Raw genomic sequence first — 17,189 nt, forward strand, 5'->3', positions numbered from 1 at the left:
TGCGACTAAAAACAAGTAGCAAGGGAGTACCAAATGGTTAATGAGATCTGTTCCGATCTGTTTAAATTGAGGTCACCTTTCGAAGATAGATTCAGGGGGGCTCTTTTTTCAATATTAGAAAAACCATTATCAGGGCTGCTATGTCTTCCTAAGTTGAATTCAATGTATAAAAAAGTTTCTGATGAGCAATACTGGAAAGATGAGCCGGACTTTATAGGCAAGGCTCTAGATTTGCTGGGTGTTTCGTCCGAAATTTCTGAGAATGAATTAAAAAAAATTCCAAGTTCCGGTGCTGCTGTTGTTGTATCAAATCATCCTTTCGGTGTTGTTGAGGGATTAGTCTTGCTTAGAGCGCTTAAAACTGTGCGGCCTGATGTTAAAATTATGGCAAATTTCATGCTCGGACTTATTCCGGAGATGCACGAACATCTGATTTCAGTTGATCCTTTCGGTCGTAAAAAATCACATAGTGATAATATTTCCGGTTTGAAGGAAGCCGTTAAGTGGGTAAAATCCGGCGGGATGCTGGTTGTTTTTCCGGCTGGTGAAGTTTCAAACTTAAAACTTAAGGACGGAAAAGTTGAAGATTCTGCATGGAGCCCGACAATCGGCGGAATAATCAAACGTACCGGAGCCAGCGTAGTTCCTGTTTTTTTTAATGGTCGCAACAGTTTTTTATTTCAGCTGATGGGAATTATTCATCCCCACTTGCGTACCATGTTGATCCCCCGGGAAAATCTTAATAAACAATCTGATCCTGTAAAGTTTGCAGTCGGAAGTACTGTGTCAGGTGACCGTTTATCCTTGTTTGAGACAAATCAAGAGCTGATTGAGTATTTAAGATTTCGAACATACGCACTCAAATCACGCTTTAAAATTAAGAAAAAATCAAATCTTCCGGTATTTAAAAAGAAGCTTAAACCTTTGTGTGATGAAGTTTCACAGGATAGGATTATTGCGGAAGTAGGTTCGCTTTCAGCGGAAAATAAACTTGCTGAGAATAATGAGTTTACAGTCTATGAAGTTCATTCTGCAAAATGTCCTTTTATATTGCGTGAGCTTGGAAGGTTGCGCGAGAAGACATTCCGCACAGTCGGCGAAGGGACCGGAAAGCCGGTTGATGTCGACAGGTTTGATAATACGTTCATTCATCTGGTGCTTTGGAATTATAAAAATAACGAGATTGCAGGTGCATACCGTATCGCCCGCACAGATGAGCAGATTGAGCATTATGGAATGAAGGGGGTTTACAGCGATTCCTTTTTCAGATTTACGGACGGCTTTTTTAAAAGTGTAACACCTGCGCTTGAGCTCGGACGTTCGTTCATCCGGCCTGAATATCAGAAAAACTATGCGTCTCTTTTGATGCTCTGGAAAGGAATTGCCGGATATTTATCCAAGAATCCTAAGTATCGCTACTTATTCGGATGTGTCAGTATCTCGAATGATTATAAAAAAATATCACGTGAATATATGGCCGATTCACTGCTGCGTCATCATGGTAGATCTGATCTTGCCACAATGATCTCTCCGACTAAGCCTTTAAAGTTTAAAAAACTTAAATATTGGCAGAAATGTCTGCCGCAGTCGGCTTTTTCCGAACCGGATGATCTTGAAAAAGTTGTGCAGGACATTGAAGGCGGGCAGGGTATTCCTGTGCTGATTCGCCATTATTTAAAAATAGGCGGCAGGCTTGTAGGGTTCAACGTTGATCCTGATTTCGGTAATTCGCTTGACGGGCTTATTGTTGTTGATCTGCTTGAAACTTCCGAGAGAAGTCTTGCTAAGTTTATGGGTAAGGAAGAATCCAGTTGTTATCTGGATTACCACAAAGCTTTAGAAGCAGAGCAGAGTAAGATTAATGATGAAAGATTGATTACTGGGGATATTGATAGAATCGCAGTATGACAAATTATTGGTCACAAGCTTATTGAAACAGAACCTAGTCAGTATGAAAAAAGCCTCCCGCATTTTAAGTGAGAGGCTTTCTTTTTTTGCTTGAAGTCTTGCGAACTCGGCCTTGTGTGATTAGATAAGAGTCTTCAAGGCTGAGACGAAGTTATCAATATCTTGGTCTGTTGTTGCCCATGAAGTCATCCAGCGTACTTCTGATGCTGACTCATCCCATACATAGAAAGGGAATTTTTCTTGCAACTTAGGGATGACATGAGGAGGAACGATTGCAAAAACAGCATTGGCCTCCACAGGGCGGGTGATTTTTACTTCACTGACTTCTTGAACTTTGTGAGCGAGAAGAGTAGCGAGTTCGTTGGCTCTGGCGGCGTTCTCTTTCCATAGCTCATCAGTCAGCAGAGCTTTGAACTGGGCTCCTACATAACGCATTTTAGAAATCAGCTGCATGCCTTGTTTGCGGACGAATTCAAAATCCTTACCGATTTTCGAGTTGATAAAGACCGCTGCTTCGGCGCACATGCATCCATTCTTAGTGCCGCCGAAGGAGAGGACGTCAACACCGCAATCAACGGTCATTTCTTTAAATCCGGTTCCAAGGGCGACTGCTGCGTTGGAAAGTCTTGCTCCATCCATGTGGACCAGCAGTCCGTGTTTATGAGCGTAGTCGCAAATGGCTTTTATTTCAGCAAGTGTGTAAACAGTGCCTAGTTCCGTGTTTTGAGTTATTGAGATAACGGCCGGCTGACTTTGGTGTACATCTTTTCTTCCTGCCAGCAGCGGGGCGATTGATTCAACACTGAGCTTGCCGTGAACAGCTTCGGCATGGGCAATTTTTATCCCTGCAACAGCTTCGACGGCGCCGCATTCGTCAACATTTATATGTGCGGTGTCAGCGCATATGACGCTGTTCCAGCTATTTGTTATGTGTTTAAGGATCAGTGTATTGGTGGCAGTTCCGGTTGCCATGAAGAATATTTTTGCATCGCTGCCGAAATGTTTTGCAAAAAGTTCTAAAGCTGCTTCTGAAACGGGATCGTTGCCATAGGAACTCATATCGTCACTGTTAACGCTTATAATTTCCTTCATTATAGAAGGATGTACTCCCGCGTAGTTATCACTGGCAAATGCGCGCATTTAATTGTCTCCGGATGATTGATTAAGTTTTGATAGCAGAAAATAGATGTCGATTGCTGCTTAGTCAATCAGGAGCTGTGAATGAAAGCGACAGTTTGTTACAAAAATAAGTTATGTTTTTTGTTCATAATGTAATAAGTAAGATTTTGATATTATAGTGAGTGTGTATGTTTAAATTTCGTTTTAATTGCTTACTCGTTATCGAGTTTGCCGGAGGTTTTGCACTGTAATGAGCCCCGAAAAAGTTATAAGTTTTTCAAATGTAAGTTTCAGATACGGTCCTCATGACGTTATTGATGACGTCAGTTTTGATATTTTAAAGGGAGACTATCTTGCCGTGCTCGGCCCCAACGGAGGCGGCAAGACAACTATGCTTAAACTTTTGCTGGGTCTTCTAACTCCTGAAAAGGGTAGTGTGGAGGTTCTTGGCACGGTCCCGGGAAAGCATGGCGGGCAGATAGGATATATGCCGCAATATACTTCTGTTTCGAAAAGTTTTCCGATTACAGTGCGTGATGCTGTGCTTATGGGGAAAGTTTCACCCGGACTTAAAGGTGTTTTCGGCATAAAATTTGGGAAAAATGCTTCATCCGCTGTGGAAAAAGCTCTGGATCGTGTAGGGATGCTTACGCACATCAACCGGAGAGTCTCAGATCTTTCAGGAGGGCAGAAGCAACGTGTTTTTATTGCGCGTGCTATTGTTGATGAACCGCAGATTATTTTGCTTGATGAACCGACCGCAAGCATTGATCAGGCCGGTAAAAACAGTCTTTACTGCCTTCTCAGGGAACTAAATCAGGATATGACCGTTGTTATGGTAAGCCATGACATATCTGTTCTCGGTCAGGGAGTTAAGTCTGTGGCATGCGTTAATAGAAAAGTTCATATGCATGATCAACCTAAAATAACCCGCGAATTGTTAAGTGAAGCATACGGAGAAAATGAACGCGGATCGTGCCCTATTGAGCTTATTACCCATGGAGAGCTTCCGCATAGAGTGCTTGAATTCCATGACGAATCTGACCGTAAACCGGAAGGAGACTGGCATGATTGAGTCCCTCGGTTATGAATTTATGCGCAACGCTTTGATCGCAGGGTTGCTGGCTTCCATTATCTGCGGAATTATCGGCTCATTGGTGGTGGTCAACCGCGTTGTGCTTCTTGCCGGAGGAATCGCTCATGCCTCGTATGGCGGAGTGGGGCTGGCCTTTTTTCTGGGTCTTCCTATGCTTCCGGTTACTGCGGTTTTTGCCGTGTGTGCGGCTTTGCTTATGGCGCTCGTAACCATGCGGGTAAAAGAGCGGGCTGACACTTTTATCGGCGTTATGTGGGCTGGAGGGATGGCACTTGGTATTATCCTTCTCGACATCACTCCCGGCTATAATGTTGACCTAATGAGTTATCTTTTCGGAGGCATACTTGCCACTCCTAAGTCCGATCTGCTTTTGATGACTGCACTGGCTGTAATTGTGCTTTCTGTTGTTTTTGCCTGCTATAAAGGGTTTTGGGCCATGTCATTTGATGAGGATTTTGCCAGAGCCAGAGGCGTTCCGGTTACATTGCTTTATTTTATAATGCTTGCATTGATCGCTCTTAGTGTTGTGATGGTAATCCGTGTTGTCGGGCTTATTCTGGTTATTGCACTTTTGACGATTCCTCCGCAGATTGCCGAAAGCAGAACCTCATCACTGCATACAATGATGATTCTTTCAACTTTGCTCAGCATGATTTTTTGTGTGACGGGACTGCTTTTATCCTACGAGCTCAACGTTTCGTCAGGGGCAACTATCATCGGAGTAAGTGTGCTGGGATTTATTATTTCTCTTTTGGTAAATAAAATTAAAGGTCACCGTGGTGCTTGAAAATATCAGGTTTAAATTGGAAAAGCCGCCTCTCCTCATATAAAGAGGTGCGGATATTTGATTTGATACAAGTATTTTATTATTTATAAAAAAAGGCGAATTTCATTAGAAATTCGCCTTTTTTAGATTTTATAGAGTGATAAATTAAGACTGCATATTCCTGATGAGTGTCTTAATTTTTGATGCCAGTTTGGCTACCTCTGCAATGGCTTCCGCTGATTGTTCTGTCGCTTGAGCAGATTCTGCTGATATTTGATTAATCTCTTCAGTTGCTCTGTTGATTTCTTCACTTGTTGCGGACTGCTGTTCCGCGGCTGTTGCTATGCCGTGAATCTGGTCAGCGGACGCTTCAACCATATCAACTATTTCATTTAAAGCTTTTCCTGATTTGGCTACAAGGTCAGTCGATTCAACAATAGATCCGACAGCAGTATCCGTTGCCGTGATATTTGTGCGAGTGCTGGTTTGGATCGATTTAATCGCCTCGCCGACCTGTTTTGTGGCATCCATGGTTTTTTCAGCCAGCTTACGGACTTCATCCGCAACAACTGCAAATCCACGTCCTGCTTCACCTGCTCTGGCTGCTTCAATCGCTGCATTAAGTGCCAATAAGTTTGTCTGATCTGCAATGTCGGTAATAACATTCATTACAGAGCCTATCGCTTCGGTTTGAACTCCAAGCTGTTCCATGCTTGACCTAAGTTCTTCAGAATTTGTCTCAAGAGCTTTTATAGAGATAACTACCTGGCCTACTAAATTTTGTCCTTCAACCGCTTTAGCTTTAGTTACTTTTGCATTTTCGGATGCTTCACCTGCATTGCGGGCAACTTCAAGGACTGTTGAGTTCATTTCTTCCATTGCAGTTGCTGTTTCACTTGCTCTTGCCTGCTGAGTTTCAGCACCTCTGCGTGATTGCTCAACCTGTGCAGCCAGTTCTTCTGCGGCGGAGGAAAGCTGATCGGATATGCCGTCAGCTTCGCGCGCAGTTTCTGCAATTTTTTCACTCTGTGCAGTAATAGCCTGTTCGTTTTCTTTGATGGTTGTCACATCATTCATAATCATGAATGCGCCGATAAGTTTGCCATCAAGGTCATGCAACGGCGCAATGTCTATTACTGCAAAGAACTGTTTGCCGCTTTTATTTTCTGCGGATATTTCGATATTTGTCTTGTTCTGATTATTACGGATGCAATCTGCGATGGTCTCAGTAATAGTCGAATGATTCAGCAAATTATGGACGGAGGTTCCAATATACTCGTTTAGTGTTCCGGAATAGCCGAACTGATCAAGCAAGTGTTGGTTGATGAAAGTGATATTTTCATCAAGGTCTACAACTACACATGGAAGTGTTAAACCGTTTAGCAGACCACTTGAAAAACCAAGTTTGTGTTTGAGTTCTAAAACCATGCTTTTAACCGAAGCAATCGTTTCACCTACAACATCATCTGCTCCATATTCGAGATCTGAATCGTAATCGCCTTTTGATACTTTAGCCGTGAATTTTGAAAGGCTGTGCAGCGGTTTTGTCGTGTATTTAATAAGGAGCAGGAGGATAATCACTGAGACGAAAAGGGCTATAACTGCAATGACTATATTGGTAATGAAAATGTCTTTATCAACACCATGAGTCATCTCTTCTTTATTCATTATGAATGCGAAGGACCAGTTCCACGGTTTAAAGAGAGTGACGAAGGCAACTTTTTCTTTTCCATCTTTAGTATAGCGGACAAGTCCATCAGTTGCTTGTTCAAATTTGTCCCAGTAAGGTTCACCAGATAAGTTATTACCTTTCATTGTGGGATGGAGAAGTATTTCACCTTTCTTATTGAAAATGGTTGCATAACCCGTCCCACCGACATTAGCAGTGCTTACTGATTTTTCGAACGCAGGGGTTATAATTTTGCGCCCTACGAATATCACACTGACAATTTTCCCTCTAAGGTTTTGTAAAGGTTTGTAGGCAGTAATGTACCATCCGTTTACTACATATGCCATACCGTAATATGTTTTACCTTCCATTACAGCTTTATAGACTGGGCTGCTGGAAGGAATATATGTTCCTGTTGCGCGGTTTCCGTCAGTCTTTAAAACATTAGTGGAAACTCTTAAAAGTTTATCAGGTAGAACTTGAAAGACTGTAGCCGTTCCGCCTACTGTTTTTTGCAGATCGTCAACTATATCGAATGATCCGTTCATAACTATTCCACCGAATTCTAAAGAGGGAATAGTTACGTTTTCGCTTTGTTTTGTTACTTGATTAGTAATTGTTACGTTAAGAGGAGCACGTTTATTAAGTTTTGGAAATCCTAACGAAAATATTCGTTTATCCATGATATCAATGTCAGCTTTGACTTTATCAAGGATGATATCATTTTGCATTTCCATAAGAGAGTGAACGCCTTCCGCAATTGAAGCCATGGACGTTTCGCCTAATATATTCAAAGATGTCTGAACTTTGTACAGGTTGATTGTCGTCATAGATATGATGGTTGCCATAACTATTGCGACGGCTCCAAGCATCAGTTTTGCTTGAAAAGATAATTTTTTAAACACGCATAACTCCTGATCCAAGGTTATGAACTTGCATGGTATAATCTGCAATGTACTCTTTACAAATAATAGTCAAAATTATCAATTAATATATGAATTAAATTCATAGTTTGATGATAATACCAAAATTTTAATGGTTTTTAATTACTTTCATGTAATGGTCGTGATATTTTTGACAAAAGCTTAATAACGTTACTTTCCTTTTCGTTTTTTACACGCGATATTCTTGGAGCTGCTTTAGCATAATATACAATGATACTATCACCGCCGGAGAGGGCCTGCCATTGTCTGTCGGGGATGCCGGCGATTTTTTCCTGAGTCTGTCCAAGCGGGTCAATAAATTGATACCGTATAAAATGTTCGACTTTTGGGTCGGCAGAAGATTGCAACTCATGATGATTAACGCTTATTTTTTCAATCACTGTTCCTACTGTTTCACTTTCTCCAAATGCTCTGATCCGTTCAATTCTTATTTCTTGGTATGGAATAGCGTACAGGGCGCATAAGAAAAGAAATGCTCCGACAATCAGCAAGTTTTTTTTAACGGGAGAATAGTTTGGAATATAAAATATACTCATTGTTCAAAAGGTATCACCAGCGTCTTTGGTAGGCAAGTGACATGTCTAAACTTATCAGTAAAACTGATTACATAAGGTAGCAAAGTTTTATGAAAGGCGAAAAATGGAGGAGTGAACTCACTAAGTGATTCTTTTTGAAGATAAGGAGATTAATAAAATGAATTAGGATGGATTTGTTAAAACCAAGAGATTCAATAAAATAAATTTCTTGGCTGTTTTGCCTAATTTTTGGATAGGGCAATTTTTAATCCTAGCGCGATAAAGACTACACCGGAGAGAGCTTCGAGTCTTTTTTTGAATTTACTTCCGGAAATAAGCGGGCGCATTTTTCCAAGAGTCAGGGATAACGAACCAAGCCACATAACTCCCATGCAGATATGAATGCTCATAAGTAAAAAAGATTTCTCAATAATATTATCAGCAGGGGATATAAATTGCGGCAGAAGTGCAAGATAGAATACAGCTACTTTGGGGTTTAGAACATTTGTCAGAAATCCCTCGCGGACAGATGATGTAAAATTTCGTTTAGAGCCGTTGTTGATGACTTGTAATTCTTCTGAGTCAGTTCTGCTACGCCGCAGTGATTGTATTCCAAGGTAAATTATATAGAGGGCTCCGGCCATTTTGACGAATTCAAATGCAGTCGCAGAGTTCATGAGAATCATGGACAGACCGAACGCCGATGCCATCGCGTGGACAAGTAGCCCCGCGTTAACGCCAACCACGGTGCACAGCCCGTCTGATGTTGAGCGGGTCAGCGTATTGTTAACAACCAGCATTGTATCAGAGCCGGGAGTGACGGTTAAGATTGCAACAATCGGAATAAAAGCAAGAGTCAGTCCATCCATTTTATATCCCTCAACGAACACGATTATTCTGGAAAAAATTATTCTGAAATAAGGTATGGCTCCAGTTCTGAAACTGCTTCAAAAAGAAAATGGTCGATAAGCTCGCAGAACAGATGTCCGACAGCAATATGAACTTCCTGCACAATGGCTGTGTCTTTGCTTGGAATGCTTATTATGTGATCACAAATAGGAAGCATTTCACCTGAACTCATGCCGGTCATGCCGATTGTCACCATCTGTTTCCGTTTCGCTTCTTTCAATGCTCTTATCACATTCGGACTTGTGCCGGAAGTGCTGATGCCGACAAGTACGTCTCCGGGTGCTCCTAAAGCTGCAACCTGTTTTTCAAATATCATATCAAAGGAATAGTCGTTTCCAATTGACGTGAGTATTGATGAGTCGGTAGTAAGGGCAAGTCCGGGTAATGGTGGGCGTTCAAGTTTAAACCTGTTCACCAGTTCAGCTGCAAGGTGTTGACAATCAGCCGCGCTGCCGCCATTGCCACAGAATAAAATTTTCGATCCCTGAGCAAGGCGGACAGCCATGGCTCTGGATATTTCAACAACTGACTGAGCGTCCTGTTCAAAAAAGGCTTCTCTTACTTCAAGGCCGGAGCGGGCGTGATCGAGTACCTTTTGCAGAGCTGTCTGGGACATATATTTTCCTTATTGGGAGTTTGATTTTTAATCCGTATGGTGAATTCCGTTTATAGGAAATAAATCCGTGTGGCAATATGCGTGATTCGGCTTTTGTAAAACATTGATCATATATAAAGTAATTATTTATATTAGTTAACAGATCAAAACAATCTTTGCGGAGTATATACCTGTGAATAAGTTTTTATTTTTTGCATTTTTTTCACTCATTATCGGTTTTGCGGGATGTAGTTCCAAAAATATATCCGCGCCTTCTTCTGATTTGGATGCAATGATCGGCCAGATGGTTATGGTCGGATTCAGAGGGATGGAGGCCAAAGCTGACAGCTTGATTGTAAAGGATATTCGCGATGCTCGCATCGGCGGGGTCATTCTTTTCAGTAAAGACTGTGCGCTGAACAGCACTGAGCGAAATATTGCTGATTACAAACAGGTGAAAGAACTGACGGCTTCACTTCAGACTCAAGCCCGTATCCCGCTTTTTATTGCAGCGGATCAGGAAGGTGGACTGATTTGCCGATTTGCCGCCGACAGAGGTTTTCCAGCAACTTCTTCTGCTGCGGAATTAGGGAACAGCGGTGATTTGAGCGCCGCCGTTAAAGCCGGTGAAATTATAGGAAAAACTTTAAGCAAAGTCGGCGTTAATGTAGATTTTGCTCCGGTTGTGGATGTGAACCGTAATGCTGCAAACCCGGTGATAGCCGCATTGCAGCGGAGTTTTTCTGATGATCCGGCAATTGTCGCTGATTTTGCCGGAAGTTTTATCGATGGTTTGCACTCTGAAAAAGTCATTTCCTGCTTGAAACATTTTCCTGGTCACGGCAGTTCCACCGCAGACAGTCATAAAGGTTTTACCGATGTAACGGATTCGTGGTCAAACGAAGAGCTTATTCCATTTCGCAGGCTTATTAAAAGTCATAAGGTTGACATGGTCATGACAGCTCATATCTATAACAAGAACCTTGATATAAAATATCCTGCAACTCTTTCTCGTGCTGTTATCACTGGAATTTTACGCAAACAGCTTGGATTTAAGGGTGTTATTATTACTGATGATATGCAGATGCAGGCTGTGAGCGGTGAATATGGGTTTAAAGACAGTGTATTTAAAGCTGTAAATGCCGGAGCTGATATATTGTTATTTGGAAATAATCTCATATATGAACCTGGATTAGGATTTAAAGCTGTTAAAGTGCTTAAAGAACTTGTCCGTGAAGGCAGTATTTCTGAAGAGCGAATAAAACAATCATATAAGAGGATAATGAATCTTAAGAGTCGTTATCATCTAATTTAAATATTAGTTCTGTATAGTTGGCAGCATGATTGTAAATGTAGTCCCTTTTTCTTTAGAGGAATGTACACTCAGAGTTCCCTTATGATTTTGTGTAATTATAAAATATGAAACAGAAAGACCAAGCCCGGTACCATTTCCGGGCTCTTTTGTAGTATAAAACGGTTCAAAAACTCTTTTTCTGGTATCGTGGTCCATTCCAGGCCCATTGTCAGAAATAGAACATTTTATCATGTTGCCTAAATTTGAAGTTTTAATAATGATCTCAGGCGTAACCGTCATGTCATCCCAGTCAAACATTGCCTGCGCAGAGTTTCTAAGTAAGTTGAGTATGACTTGTTCAATCTCGGTTTTGGAGCAAAAAATCGGAGTCAATGATTCTGCATAATCTTTAGTTATTTTTATTTTTTTAAAATCATGCTTTTTATTAGGGTCATAGTCTTGCAGAGCTAAGGATAGAGAATTATCGATTAGATCTCTGATGTCACAGGATGCTTTGCTGAAATTGCTCTTACGGCTGAATTCGAGCATGCGCGAAACTATTTCAGCCGCGCGAACTCCAGCTTCAGTAATTCCTTCTATAATATTAATGATTTTACGGTCTTCTACATATGCGATTATCGAGTCTATATTGCATCCGGCTTTTTCTGCGGCCAGTGTATTAGGAGCAAGGTCAGGAGAGAGTCTTCTGACAATATTTTGAATGCCTTGCAGAATCCCCCCAAGCGGATTGTTAATCTCGTGGGCCATTCCTGCCGCAAGACCTCCGATGGACATCATTTTCTCTGTCTGAATCATCATTTCTTCGATTCGGGCCCGTTCTGTTGCATCATCAATTCGTATAACTGCTCCCTTAATATCTCCGCTGAGCGGGTAGATCATGATATCTTGAAATTTTTGTCCGTCCTGACCATATGGTGAGCGAATTTCTGTTTCAGGTATTCCTGTCTCGATGGCTTTTTCAATATGTGATGAGTATTTTGTAAGAGCTGGAAAAGCCTCACCTATTTTTTCCCCGAGAAGTCGGTTTGCCGCTATTGTAGATCTTTTTTCTGCATTTGAATTAAAGTGAATGATTTCTCCTTCACTGTTGACTCCGATTATCAGCGACGGCATCGAATCTATGATGTCCTTTATGTAATTTCTTGTTTGCTGCAGTTCCAGTTCAACACGTTTGCGCTCAGTTATATCAGTACCGACTGAAAGGATTTCAATCGCGTTTCCTTCGTCGTCATAAACAGGGCTGTTTGACCAGTAAAGCCATACCTTATGCCCGTCTTTACGGATATTTTGATTTATTTTGTTCGGAAAGTCCTCGGGATGTTCAAGCATTTTAAATATAAAATTTTCAAGGTCTGAGTCTCCGCTTTCAGTCGCAGTTACAATAGTTCCTATAATACTTTTTCCGAGTATTTCCTGCTGAGAGAATCCGAAAAATGACTGCGCATATTCATTAAAGAAAGTGCAATTCCCTTTCAGATCCATTCTGAGAATTATGCTGTGAGCTCTTTGAACTAAGTCTTTATATTCTTGTCTTGATTTAGAAAGATCTTTTGAATGAACCGCAACTTCATCAAGTAATTGCAATATGTTACCGGCAAAAAAAGCAGCGGTAAAAATGTACTCACGGTTTTCAATAAAAGACATTTTTTCAACTTCAGCGTTCCAGTCAACTTTCCTTATATTTTCAGCAGCATATTCTATGGCATGTAGATGAGTTAGCTTTTGAACCGGCGGCATTGATACATCGGCGAGCAGCTCTCTTATGCGGGCAAAATCTTTTTCCGTATCTGCAAGATCCCATGTTAGAAACGTAGATCTTTTAAGGATTATAATGACGGTAGTAATAGCAAGAAATATAAACAGCAAAACGCAATAAAATTCATTGGAAATGTCTTTTGCAACAATAATTGTAACTAAGCCGGCTTTATCAATTTGTCTTTCGGCTGAGGTAAATATGTGCAGTGAAGATATCATTATTCTATGCAGTTTTTCATAGTGAAGATTGTGAAGGTCCCCTGTATGGAAAATACAGTTATTGTCGTTATTAAATATGAAAAGTTCTGTTTCCTGCGGTGAGACCGGGATTAGATCTTCAGAATTGAGTTCCAAAATTATAAAAGAATTATCGAGCCGTTTGACCAAATAGAGTTGGGTTTTGTCTTGTCCGTTTCCTGAGAATAAAGAGGATTGTCCGGGGGCATAGTCTTTAATTTTATTAAATAAAAAAGAATCTGATATATCTGGATTTTCTACAGGATAAGGTCTGCTGTTGAAGATCTCTCCTTGCGTTGAAACTCTGAGTATAGAGGTTATACCATAATCAAGAGAATTCTTCGACTGCATTATCTTTTCAATGAAATCAATTCTATTAGAGAAGTATGTTCCCCATGTGTCAGCTTTTTCATTTATTTCGTTATTAATCATCCAAGAGAAAAGCATAAGTGAAAGTAATAAGCCCATAATGGAAATTATAAGTAAAAAGGAAAGGTAATTGCGTATGCGTTTGCTGAGCGTATGTATGCTTCTGATTTTCATTATGCTGAAACTGTTTAGTTTTTTAAAATATTAGAAGAAGTGTCGGTTAAAAGATCCTGTTACCCCTACTTATGCAAGTTCAATTTCTTTTTACAGGTAGATCATCAAACTGCACCTTGTAAAGATTTTCTTGCGGTGTATCAATGTAACTGCTTTGATTAATTGTGTTTTAATAAACTGCAACATTCCTCTGCTTTTTAAGTCCAATATCCGCATTCGTCCGCTTAAGGGAGGAATCTTTTTCCGTTTCAAACGGGCAGAAGTTTCCGCATCTGTGCCTTATACCCCATTTCTTAAGTATTATTCATTTTTATATATGTCTAAAAATGCAATCTAAACAAAATGTTAAGGTTGTATAAATCTAGAATTGTTAAATTAATCTTTCTTTAGGCATGACCATTGCAATGGCTTTTGCAGATAAGAGTTTCAATCAACTGACAAAGGAGAAAGTTCGAAAAAAGAACGGCGTTAAAGTGGGCATGATTGAGCAATAAGTCGGATGAAGATTCTCGGAGGTTGGTAATGTGCGGACACGTTCGCATAGAGATATTTCCCATGTGGGACATGTGAGAATCAACACCGTTTAAGGCTATGCCTGCGAAGAGTCGCGGATTCATAAAGGATTCCCGCGCATTTGTGGAAAGATCAGACGGACACCTGCGTGAGTCCGATTGCAGGTAGTGCTAAGTGATGTCCTCTAAGCGACGTTGGTTTTTGCCGGACTTGGTAGCCGCTGGCTACGACAGTCTAACTGTTCCGGAGGGTATTGTATGAAGTAAATTCGAAGTAATTTATTTAAGTTTGTCAACTAGTTAGAAGCTCGAAGTGGATGGAACCACTTAGGCGTACTTTCTGAAATAATTCAAGGAGGAATTATTATGTCGCTCGTAATTAATCACAATTTGATGGCAATGAATGCTAACCGTAACCTTGGTAGTGCTTACAACAGTCTTGGTGTATCAACCCGCAGACTGTCTTCAGGTCTCCGTGTCGGAACAGCAGCAGATGACGCAGCCGGTCTCGCAATTCGCGAACTTATGCGTGCTGATGTTAAGACTTTGAACCAGGGTATTCGTAACGCTAACGATGCTATCTCCATGATCCAGACCGCTGACGGCGCTCTCGGTGTCATTGATGAAAAGTTGATCCGCATGAAGGAACTTGCAACTCAGGCAGCTACCGGTACTTATAACTCTGACCAGCGTCTTATCATCGACTCTGAATATCAGGCAATGGCTTCAGAAATTACCCGTATCGCTAATGCAACTGACTTCAACGGAATTCATCTTCTTAACGGTAACTTGTCAGGTGCGAACTCCGCTCATAATGGTAACGGACTTACCTCTACCGGTCCTGTCAAGGTCCATTTCGGTTCAGGTAACGATAGTGCTGAAGACTATTACTACGTATCTATCAATACTTCTACCGCTTCTGCCCTTGGTGTCGGACTTGCAGCTAATAACTCAATCTCCACACAGGCTCTGGCTCAGGCGTCTCTTGATAAGTTGAATAATGCGATCATATCCAAGGATAAGATCCGTGCAAATCTAGGTGCTCTCCAGAACAGACTGGAAAACACTATTACCAACCTCTCGGTTCAGGCAGAAAACGTTCAGGCTTCAGAGTCACGCATCTCTGATGTCGACGTTGCGACTGAAATGACTGAGTTCACTAAGAACCAGATCTTAACTCAGGCCGCAGTGGCAATGCTCGGACAGGCTAACGGTATGCCTAGAATGGCAATGCAGCTCATTGGTGGCTAACATCAGTGAGTGATTAACTCAGAAGGGGAGGTCCGCTTACGCGGGCTTCCCTTTTCGTATTTCTATTGTTACTTTTTTAACAATCCGCTGAATATATAGTCTTGCAGTCTTTTAGACGTTTACTTTTTTGCAATTTTGACCTAATAACGACCTCTAAATCCGGCCTTGCCGGGTTAAAGATGTCCGTTTACTACAACTAATCATATTCAGAAGAGTGTTTATTTTACACTTCTATGCGTACAAAAAAACGGCATCATGCGCAAACGGCGTATTTGGTGTAACTTTTTTGAAACTGACTTGATCTTCTTGCCGGGAAATCCCGCTAAATATTCTTTTTCAAGCAGCCCTTCATTTTGTTGCCCGCATATTATCAGCTCTGACGTGATTCGCAGTGCTTCATCTCTTCTCTTTCTGCGTATTGCGTCGTAGCACATCCACTTGTATGGCTTTGAACTTAAGCTGTGTACCGACCAAAGGAGATCGTTTTGTCTAAAAGAACAGTATATTACATTGAAGGTGATGGTATTGGTCCTGAAGTTTGGGGACCAACACGTCCTATTATTAACGCTGCGCTGGAAAAAGCATATGCCGGTGCTAATACTTTAGAATGGAAAGAGCTGCTCGCCGGAGAAAAAGCTTTCAAAGAAACTGGCGAGTATTTGCCGCAGACAACTCTTGATACGCTTAAAACAGCTGATTTAGCTATGAAAGGCCCCCTTCAGACTCCAGTCGGAAAAGGTTTCCGTTCATTAAATGTTACTATCCGTCAAACTTTTGATCTTTATGCCTGTATACGTCCTATCCAGTATTTCAAAGGTATTGAATCTCCTGTCAAAAGACCTGACCTTGTCGATATCGTTGTTTTCCGTGAAAATACAGAAGATGTTTATGCCGGGATTGAGTGGAGTTCTAACTCTGCAGAAGCAAAAAGAGTAATCGACTTTTTAGTCGGTGAAATGGGTGCTAAAATTGACAGTTCCGCCGGAATAGGCATTAAGCCCATCACTCCTGCTGGTTCAAAACGTCTTGTTCGCAGAGCTCTTGATTTTGCTCTTGAACATAACCGTGAGTCAGTAACTCTGGTCCATAAGGGTAATATCATGAAGTACACTGAGGGTGGATTCCGTCAGTGGGGTTATGATCTTGCTGCGGAAGATTATGTCGGAAAAGTAGTAAAAGAAGGCGAAGAAGCCACAGGTAAAGTGATACTTAATGACCGCATCGCCGATGCTATGTTTCAGGAACTGCTTATGCGCCCTGAAAAATACAGCGTTCTGGCTACAACAAACCTTAATGGTGACTATCTTTCCGATGCTCTTGCAGCTCAGGTCGGCGGTCTCGGTCTTGCTCCGGGTGTTAATATGGGTGATACTCTCGCATTTTACGAGGCGACTCACGGAACAGCACCGACTATCGCAGGTAAAGATATGGCTAACCCCGGTAGTTTGATTCTTTCCGGTGCGATGATGCTTGAACATCTCGGTTGGCATGAAGCTGCTGATTTGATTAAAAACTCTGTTGAAAAATCTTTGGCTGCTAAAAAGGTTACTGTTGACCTTTCAAGCCAGATCAGCGGAGCGACAACTGTCGGCTGTAAAGAGTTTGGTGAGATTATTCTCGCTAACCTGTAGTCACGTAGAATCGGCACATAATAAAAATGAAGCCCTCCTGATATATATCAGGAGGGCTTTTTCTATAGGTGAATGAAGGTAAAAATCTACTCTACGCTGACTTCAAGTCCTTCCTTTGTGTGCTTAAGTTCAATGTAGCAGTCAGGAGAATCTAGCGTTGTGGTTGTTATTTTTGCGGCTGTGTCCAGTCCGTTATCAGCAATGGTCCGCAGAATAAGTTTGGTATCTGAAATACCTGTTCCAAGATGAACCTTTTGACCTGGTATCAATCTGAACTGGGCAAACATTACTTTGGTATCTTTGTAGCGAAGAGATCCGGCAACTGGAAAAGTGCAGGAATTTCTTATAGTGATTGCCGCGGCTGGACCCGCTGTCAAAATTGATATGAGAGCAAAAGCTGTAATTAATAAGTTTTTCATTTTTT

The 17,189-nt window shown here is 41.3% G+C and carries 13 protein-coding genes; 6 read left to right on the plus strand and 7 right to left on the minus strand.

The window, feature by feature from the left end; genetic code table 11:
• The first annotated feature begins 33 nt into the window (after positions 1-33).
• Positions 34-1,908, plus strand: a complete 1,875-nt coding sequence (locus B9N78_RS07350; RefSeq protein ID WP_085100584.1) for a bifunctional lysophospholipid acyltransferase family protein/GNAT family N-acetyltransferase — start codon at positions 34-36, stop codon at positions 1,906-1,908.
• A gap of 120 nt (positions 1,909-2,028) precedes the next feature.
• Here B9N78_RS07350 and B9N78_RS07355 read toward each other — a convergent pair whose 3' ends face one another.
• Positions 2,029-3,048 carry a threonine aldolase family protein gene (locus B9N78_RS07355; RefSeq protein WP_085100586.1) on the minus strand — a complete coding sequence of 340 codons (1,020 nt, stop codon included), beginning with the start codon at positions 3,046-3,048 and terminating at the stop codon, positions 2,029-2,031.
• Positions 3,049-3,277: 229 nt separating this feature from the next.
• Between B9N78_RS07355 and B9N78_RS07360 the strand changes: the two genes are divergently transcribed.
• Complete coding sequence (locus B9N78_RS07360; RefSeq protein ID WP_085100590.1) at positions 3,278-4,102, plus strand: metal ABC transporter ATP-binding protein; 825 nt, start codon at positions 3,278-3,280, stop codon at positions 4,100-4,102.
• Positions 4,095-4,910, plus strand: a complete 816-nt coding sequence (locus B9N78_RS07365) for a metal ABC transporter permease (protein ID WP_085100593.1) — start codon at positions 4,095-4,097, stop codon at positions 4,908-4,910. The genes B9N78_RS07360 and B9N78_RS07365 overlap by 8 nt, the downstream gene beginning before the upstream one ends.
• Before the next feature lie 144 nt (positions 4,911-5,054).
• On the opposite strand, the gene B9N78_RS07370 is transcribed toward B9N78_RS07365, so the two are convergent.
• The 4 genes from B9N78_RS07370 to B9N78_RS07385 form a co-directional block, all read right to left on the minus strand.
• Positions 5,055-7,463 (minus strand): methyl-accepting chemotaxis protein, encoded by a 2,409-nt coding sequence (locus B9N78_RS07370; RefSeq protein WP_085100596.1) that lies wholly within the window; start codon positions 7,461-7,463, stop codon positions 5,055-5,057.
• A gap of 137 nt (positions 7,464-7,600) precedes the next feature.
• Positions 7,601-8,038: a hypothetical protein gene (locus tag B9N78_RS07375; protein WP_085100600.1), complete on the minus strand. Its 438-nt coding sequence runs from the start codon at positions 8,036-8,038 to the stop codon at positions 7,601-7,603.
• A gap of 221 nt (positions 8,039-8,259) precedes the next feature.
• Positions 8,260-8,886, minus strand: coding sequence for a LysE family translocator (locus B9N78_RS07380; RefSeq protein ID WP_085100604.1), 627 nt, complete (start codon positions 8,884-8,886; stop codon positions 8,260-8,262).
• 38 nt (positions 8,887-8,924) lie between these two features.
• Positions 8,925-9,542, minus strand: coding sequence for a D-sedoheptulose 7-phosphate isomerase (locus tag B9N78_RS07385; protein ID WP_085100607.1), 618 nt, complete (start codon positions 9,540-9,542; stop codon positions 8,925-8,927).
• 172 nt (positions 9,543-9,714) lie between these two features.
• On the opposite strand from B9N78_RS07385, the gene B9N78_RS07390 reads away from it, so the two are divergent.
• On the plus strand, positions 9,715-10,836 hold the full coding sequence (locus B9N78_RS07390) for a glycoside hydrolase family 3 protein (protein ID WP_085100610.1): 1,122 nt from the start codon (positions 9,715-9,717) through the stop codon (positions 10,834-10,836).
• A gap of 3 nt (positions 10,837-10,839) precedes the next feature.
• On the opposite strand, the gene B9N78_RS07395 is transcribed toward B9N78_RS07390, so the two are convergent.
• A complete protein-coding gene (locus tag B9N78_RS07395) occupies positions 10,840-13,371 on the minus strand; it encodes a PAS domain-containing sensor histidine kinase (RefSeq protein WP_085100613.1) in 2,532 nt (843 codons plus the stop codon).
• Positions 13,372-14,249: 878 nt separating this feature from the next.
• On the opposite strand from B9N78_RS07395, the gene B9N78_RS07400 reads away from it, so the two are divergent.
• Positions 14,250-15,134 (plus strand): flagellin N-terminal helical domain-containing protein, encoded by an 885-nt coding sequence (locus tag B9N78_RS07400; protein WP_085100616.1) that lies wholly within the window; start codon positions 14,250-14,252, stop codon positions 15,132-15,134.
• A 485-nt stretch (positions 15,135-15,619) separates the two neighbouring features.
• On the plus strand, positions 15,620-16,765 hold the full coding sequence (icd, locus tag B9N78_RS07405) for an NADP-dependent isocitrate dehydrogenase (RefSeq protein WP_085100619.1): 1,146 nt from the start codon (positions 15,620-15,622) through the stop codon (positions 16,763-16,765).
• Positions 16,766-16,851: 86 nt separating this feature from the next.
• Here the strand turns inward: icd and B9N78_RS07410 are convergent, their stop codons facing one another.
• A complete protein-coding gene (locus tag B9N78_RS07410; RefSeq protein WP_085100622.1) occupies positions 16,852-17,184 on the minus strand; it encodes a hypothetical protein in 333 nt (110 codons plus the stop codon).
• Between the last annotated feature and the right edge of the window lie 5 nt (positions 17,185-17,189).

Origin of the sequence: Desulfovibrio gilichinskyi, from assembly GCF_900177375.1 — a bacterium.
GTDB lineage: Bacteria > Desulfobacterota > Desulfovibrionia > Desulfovibrionales > Desulfovibrionaceae > Maridesulfovibrio > Maridesulfovibrio gilichinskyi.

Bases quoted from the DNA above. Each gene is read 5' to 3' on its own strand.
- B9N78_RS07385 (WP_085100607.1), bottom strand. From the start codon at position 9,542: ATGTCCCAGACAGCTCTGCAAAAGGTACTCGATCACGCCCGCTCCGGC.
- B9N78_RS07360 (WP_085100590.1), top strand. From the start codon at position 3,278: ATGAGCCCCGAAAAAGTTATAAGTTTTTCAAATGTAAGTTTCAGATAC.
- B9N78_RS07355 (WP_085100586.1), bottom strand. From the start codon at position 3,048: ATGCGCGCATTTGCCAGTGATAACTACGCGGGAGTACATCCTTCTATA.
- B9N78_RS07395 (WP_085100613.1), bottom strand. From the start codon at position 13,371: ATGAAAATCAGAAGCATACATACGCTCAGCAAACGCATACGCAATTAC.
- B9N78_RS07365 (WP_085100593.1), top strand. From the start codon at position 4,095: ATGATTGAGTCCCTCGGTTATGAATTTATGCGCAACGCTTTGATCGCA.
- B9N78_RS07375 (WP_085100600.1), bottom strand. From the start codon at position 8,038: ATGAGTATATTTTATATTCCAAACTATTCTCCCGTTAAAAAAAACTTG.
- B9N78_RS07350 (WP_085100584.1), top strand. From the start codon at position 34: ATGGTTAATGAGATCTGTTCCGATCTGTTTAAATTGAGGTCACCTTTC.
- B9N78_RS07410 (WP_085100622.1), bottom strand. From the start codon at position 17,184: ATGAAAAACTTATTAATTACAGCTTTTGCTCTCATATCAATTTTGACA.
- B9N78_RS07400 (WP_085100616.1), top strand. From the start codon at position 14,250: ATGTCGCTCGTAATTAATCACAATTTGATGGCAATGAATGCTAACCGT.
- B9N78_RS07380 (WP_085100604.1), bottom strand. From the start codon at position 8,886: ATGGATGGACTGACTCTTGCTTTTATTCCGATTGTTGCAATCTTAACC.